The organism is Bacillus sp. OTU530, assembly GCF_038440375.1.
The window spans coordinates 1-4,405 of sequence record NZ_JASATP010000107.1; the positions used below are offsets into that span (position 1 = coordinate 1).

General features: G+C 40.5%; 4 protein-coding genes and 1 tRNA gene. 3 read left to right on the forward strand and 2 right to left on the reverse strand.

Going from position 1 to position 4,405, the window contains the following annotated elements:
• The first annotated feature begins 18 nt into the window (after nucleotides 1-18).
• Nucleotides 19-95: transfer RNA gene (locus AAHB12_RS30935), tRNA-Met, on the forward strand.
• A gap of 281 nt (nucleotides 96-376) precedes the next feature.
• Here the strand turns inward: AAHB12_RS30935 and AAHB12_RS30940 are convergent.
• On the reverse strand, nucleotides 377-997 hold the full coding sequence (locus AAHB12_RS30940; protein ID WP_342048907.1) for a MerR family transcriptional regulator: 621 nt from the start codon (nucleotides 995-997) through the stop codon (nucleotides 377-379).
• Between the two features lie 247 nt (nucleotides 998-1,244).
• Nucleotides 1,245-1,817, reverse strand: coding sequence for a tyrosine-type recombinase/integrase (locus tag AAHB12_RS30945; protein WP_129732107.1), 573 nt, complete (start codon nucleotides 1,815-1,817; stop codon nucleotides 1,245-1,247).
• A 598-nt stretch (nucleotides 1,818-2,415) separates the two neighbouring features.
• On the opposite strand from AAHB12_RS30945, the gene AAHB12_RS30950 reads away from it, so the two are divergent.
• Nucleotides 2,416-3,747 (forward strand): AsnC family protein, encoded by a 1,332-nt coding sequence (locus AAHB12_RS30950; RefSeq protein WP_342048908.1) that lies wholly within the window; start codon nucleotides 2,416-2,418, stop codon nucleotides 3,745-3,747.
• A gap of 285 nt (nucleotides 3,748-4,032) precedes the next feature.
• Nucleotides 4,033-4,221, forward strand: coding sequence for a hypothetical protein (locus AAHB12_RS30955; RefSeq protein WP_342048909.1), 189 nt, complete (start codon nucleotides 4,033-4,035; stop codon nucleotides 4,219-4,221).
• Nucleotides 4,222-4,405 lie beyond the last annotated feature (184 nt).

Consider the following 4,405-nt stretch of genomic DNA (forward strand, 5'->3'; position numbering starts at 1 on the left):
TGTTTTACTTTATGACGTCGCGGGGTGGAGCAGTCTGGTAGCTCGTCGGGCTCATAACCCGAAGGTCGCAGGTTCAAATCCTGTCCCCGCAACCAAATGAATACATATCAAATCCATCCCTTAGGACAATCTCCCAAGGGATTTTTTTGTTGGGGAATTTAATTTGTGATGAAAAAAGTGATGGGGACACGAGGGGGACATGGTTAGAAAATATGGGGACACAAGGGAGACATCTTCGAGATTTTCATGTACCCACGATTTTGTCAGGCCTTGCCTGACTCTACACCTTCGGTGGGGACAAAAATCCCTTATGCTCTTCTACCTCTCTTGAAAAACGACACTCAAAAATAAAAAGGATGCCTGAGCAATCCCCTTGTTACTTTTTACCAAACAAAGAATGAAGCCAGAACCATACTCCTCTACTTTGTTCACTATTGGCTGCTAATTGTTTTTTTGTTTCTGCTATCTCTTTTAGCGCTTCTTTTAGCGCGATATCACGATTACTTTGCGTATCTAATGATTGGCGCTCCCTTCGGTCTTGCTCATCCATTCTCTGATTTAATTTTTCAAATCCTGATTGGATCATAAGCGCAAGTCCTTCTATTTTGCGCTCCAATTCCTGCATTTCTTGGCGCGTTATTAACTTATCTTTAGCGTCTGATACTGCCATTTTTTCGTTAGCGCTGACCGCTAAAGCAGAGCCGCTATCCCTTGATACGACTATCTTAGCGGCTTCTTCATATGCTAACCCACCTTCACGAACAAGTGAAATAAAATGGCGCAGGTTTGCTACGTCGGAATCAAAGAAGCCGCGCTGCTGTCTTTCGTTTTTACTAAAGCGATACCCTGCTTCTTCTAGTTCCTTGCAATAACGGCGCAGTGTTGAAGGTTTCACCTGTAACATAGCTTCTAAGTCTTTCGATCCGTATACTCTCATTGGCGTGTTATTATCGCTCATTTTAGCGCTCACCTCACCAAAAGTATTCGTTATACTCATAGGGAGTCCCTTTGCAATGGCTGAAATTGTCGGTAATATGAGCCAATCCCTAAGGAATCCCTATAGCGGATACGATAACGATTCTAGGACGTTTTTTAAGCTAATATTGATTCCGAAGCCAGAATGGGAAGTGCGCATCTATACACCTTGCTACGCAGGTGTCCGATGCGTACTCGCTGACGCTCGACCGAAATTCAAACAAATGGCTTTTTATAAGATATGGAGTTTTCTTTTAACAGCCTTGCGGTTACAGACAGAAGGTATCTAACACATGATCCTTCTCTTCTTTATTAATCCCTATATACCGTAGGGTGATTTGTGGCGTGCTATGATTCAAAATATCCTGCAACATGGCCACATCTTTAGTCTGTTTGTAGAACCAATATCCGAATGTTTTTCGCATTGTATGAGTCCCTACAGCTTCCACAGATGCGAAGTTAGCTGCTTTTTGAAGCTGACGATAAGCTTGAATGGTCGAGATCGACTTGTCTCCCTTCCGTGAAGGAAAAAGCCAATTACTGTTTACCGATTGGGTATATTCATATACCTCTTCGTAGATCCCCGTAATGTTAATCATCCGCTCCTTTTTTGTCTTGCCCTCGCGGATCAAAAACTCTTTTCGCTTCTTTTTCTTTAGTCCGATAATAGTTTTAGTTTCTAGGTTGAGTAAATCCCCAATTCGTAAACCAGTATTAATGCCAATGAGAAACAGGATATAATCACGTTTCCCACAGTGTCTTCGTAATGCCCATTTCATATCCTCTAGTTGTTGCATATCCCGAATCGGCTGCACATCAATAAGATATTCGTTCTTACTCATTTTTTCTTCTCTCCTTTCTGAACTCAATAAAATCAATGTTTTGAATGTATCCTTTTTTTGCTGAAAGTAAGGATAACAAGAAAAGCAAGGATAATAAAGGAATAAAGGGAGGATGAATGTAAACTTTTTTATAAAAGATTACATTCGATGTGAAAGGCAATTTTGAGGAATAGGTGGAATGAGGTCTATTATATTTCAGGGAAATATTCTATTGCTTTAAAGGTTAGCCTAAATAGCTGGGTAAAGGAACAATTCACTAAAATTATTGGTCATGTTCTCTCGAGTTCGATAGAATAAGAAACAGCATCAGAAAATACCTGAAATAAAAGCAAAAAGGACACCTGATAGTTTTGCCGACCCTCAGTGTCCTTTTCTCCACAAACTACATATGAAAATCACAAACTACATATGAAAATCACAAACTACATATGAAAATCACAAACTACATATGAAAATCACATGCGAAAACTACATACGAAAGGCAAAATGCCATCCGTCACATATTATGCGCTCATTCTAGCATACCTCTATGCGATGGACAAGCCTTTTGTGTGCAGTTTTGCTTGCTTTTGTCGCTACTGCTGGAAGGGGAATCAATATGAACGAGAAAGCTGAAGAATATATTGGCCATCAGCCGAGACTCATCGAGAAATGGCATGAGTGCTACCTAAATGAACATAAAAAATTAGGATATGTGGCCACGTTGAAGATGCCGGAAGGACATCAACGTTTCTGGGGGCTTAATGATGTAGACAATCTTTTGGTATATAGCAAGAAACATCAAAAATCAGATGTTTATCTATCCTTAAATGGCTTTGCTTACGGAGACCGGAGTGTTAGCTCTCTGATGCAGGGGCGTAATATAGGAATCGATGTTGATCCACCTAAATTAGGTCTTGCAGTCAAAGACGCTGTAGAAAAGTTAAAACAATATGTAATGCAAGGCAGAATCCCAAATCCAAACCTAATTATTTATAGTGGTGGTGGAATTCAGCCGATTTATACGATTGCTGGTGGTGCCAGTCCGAAAATGGGTTATCTCATGCACTACATCACCATTCAATACATTTCTTTGTTGCGTAAGATTGGCAGTGACCCAGCAGCATCAGACCTAGCACGTATGCTTCGAATGCCAGGTACAGTAAATACAAAGTATGGTGTAGAAGTAAAAGTAGAGATTTGGCGGCAACTAGAATACAGCTTGCAAGACCTATATGAATTCTGTACGCCAATAGAACAGGCTCAGAAGCGCGGAAAACGGCGTAAGGGTAGTATAGCGGTATTCACTGGTAAAGAGGGCGTAAAGACGCTCTATAGTCTTAATGCGGCCCGTGTGAGCGATTTGCAGAAGTTAGTAGAGATTAGGGGTGGGGATCTAACCTACTGCCGTAACACATTCATTTACATCTATAGCTTTACTGTATGTTTGTTTTTAAAAAGCCGCGTTGATACAGGGGACTTTATCCAGCCGATACTAGAGCAAATTTACTCTAGAACTGATAAGCCAATGAAGAAAAGTGAGATCAACGCCACAATAAAAAGTGCCTGTGATGATGCTATTGAATTCATGGAAGCATTCGCCGCAAATGAATTCAGCATGAGAGGGCTGCCGCGGACTCTAATAAAGCCGATGAAGAATGATACAGTTATTGATAAGCTAAGTATCACAGAGGCTGAAATGAAGGCTATGCGGACGATTATAACCGGTGAAGAAAGCTATAGCCGTAAGGTGCAGAAGCGAAGAGAAGCGGGGATTCGTCCGATGGCAGAGTATAACGAGGATCGGCAGCGGCAGACAGAGAGACAGCTACAATTCATGGCAAAGCTAATGACTGAGAACCCTAAGCTTAAGCGCAAGGAATTAGCAGAAATGCTAGGCGTATCAGTTGAGAGGATAAAACAGTTAAAGAAACGGATGAAGGAGAATTAAAAAGTGGGTACTCATGTGTCCTTTAAACAATATATATGGACTGGTTTTCTTTTTACAACGATGCTTCTGTTTACACAATACCTAGGTTTTTTCTTTTAGGGGCCGGAGCCCACAGCGGGAGGCGTAGGGAAGGTGTCTACCTGACCGTGTTATTTTCTGTGGGTTTTATGTTGCTTTTTTAGACTCTCTATTCTTTGTACTTCTCTATCTTCTTTGCTAGCAGGAACTAGTCTTGGGCTGTTGAAGGGACTATTTGTGTTTTTTAAGAGCTAGGAGGGATTTAAGATGTTGGTACGAGAAGTATTAGAGCTAACGTTGCAGCCCGAACTGAACTTTCAGCAGCTAGCGAAACATATTGATGGCTTAGGGAAAAAAAGATTATGTAAAGCTTTAGCTCAAGCTGGTTGTGTACCACTTTGGAAGTGGAAAGAAAGGGTGGCACTTTATAGGGGACATTCTAGAGAATCTGGATAAAAGCATCTTCGATCTTGTTGTAAAAGGGATAGTAATTATTAAGCGAAAAAGAAACATTAACATTATTCCTTAAATTCCCTAAAAAATAAAGATTGTATAAAGTAAAATAACATGTTATATTATTATTCCGTCGCTGATGAGCTATATAAAATAGCGGTTGGGAAAAGTTAAGTAAATGATAGAT

Excerpts from the sequence above, each read along its gene's own strand:
- AAHB12_RS30940 (WP_342048907.1), bottom strand. The coding sequence starts at position 997 with ATGAGTATAACGAATACTTTTGGTGAGGTGAGCGCTAAAATGAGCGAT.
- AAHB12_RS30945 (WP_129732107.1), bottom strand. The coding sequence starts at position 1,817 with ATGAGTAAGAACGAATATCTTATTGATGTGCAGCCGATTCGGGATATG.
- AAHB12_RS30950 (WP_342048908.1), top strand. The coding sequence starts at position 2,416 with ATGAACGAGAAAGCTGAAGAATATATTGGCCATCAGCCGAGACTCATC.
- AAHB12_RS30955 (WP_342048909.1), top strand. The coding sequence starts at position 4,033 with ATGTTGGTACGAGAAGTATTAGAGCTAACGTTGCAGCCCGAACTGAAC.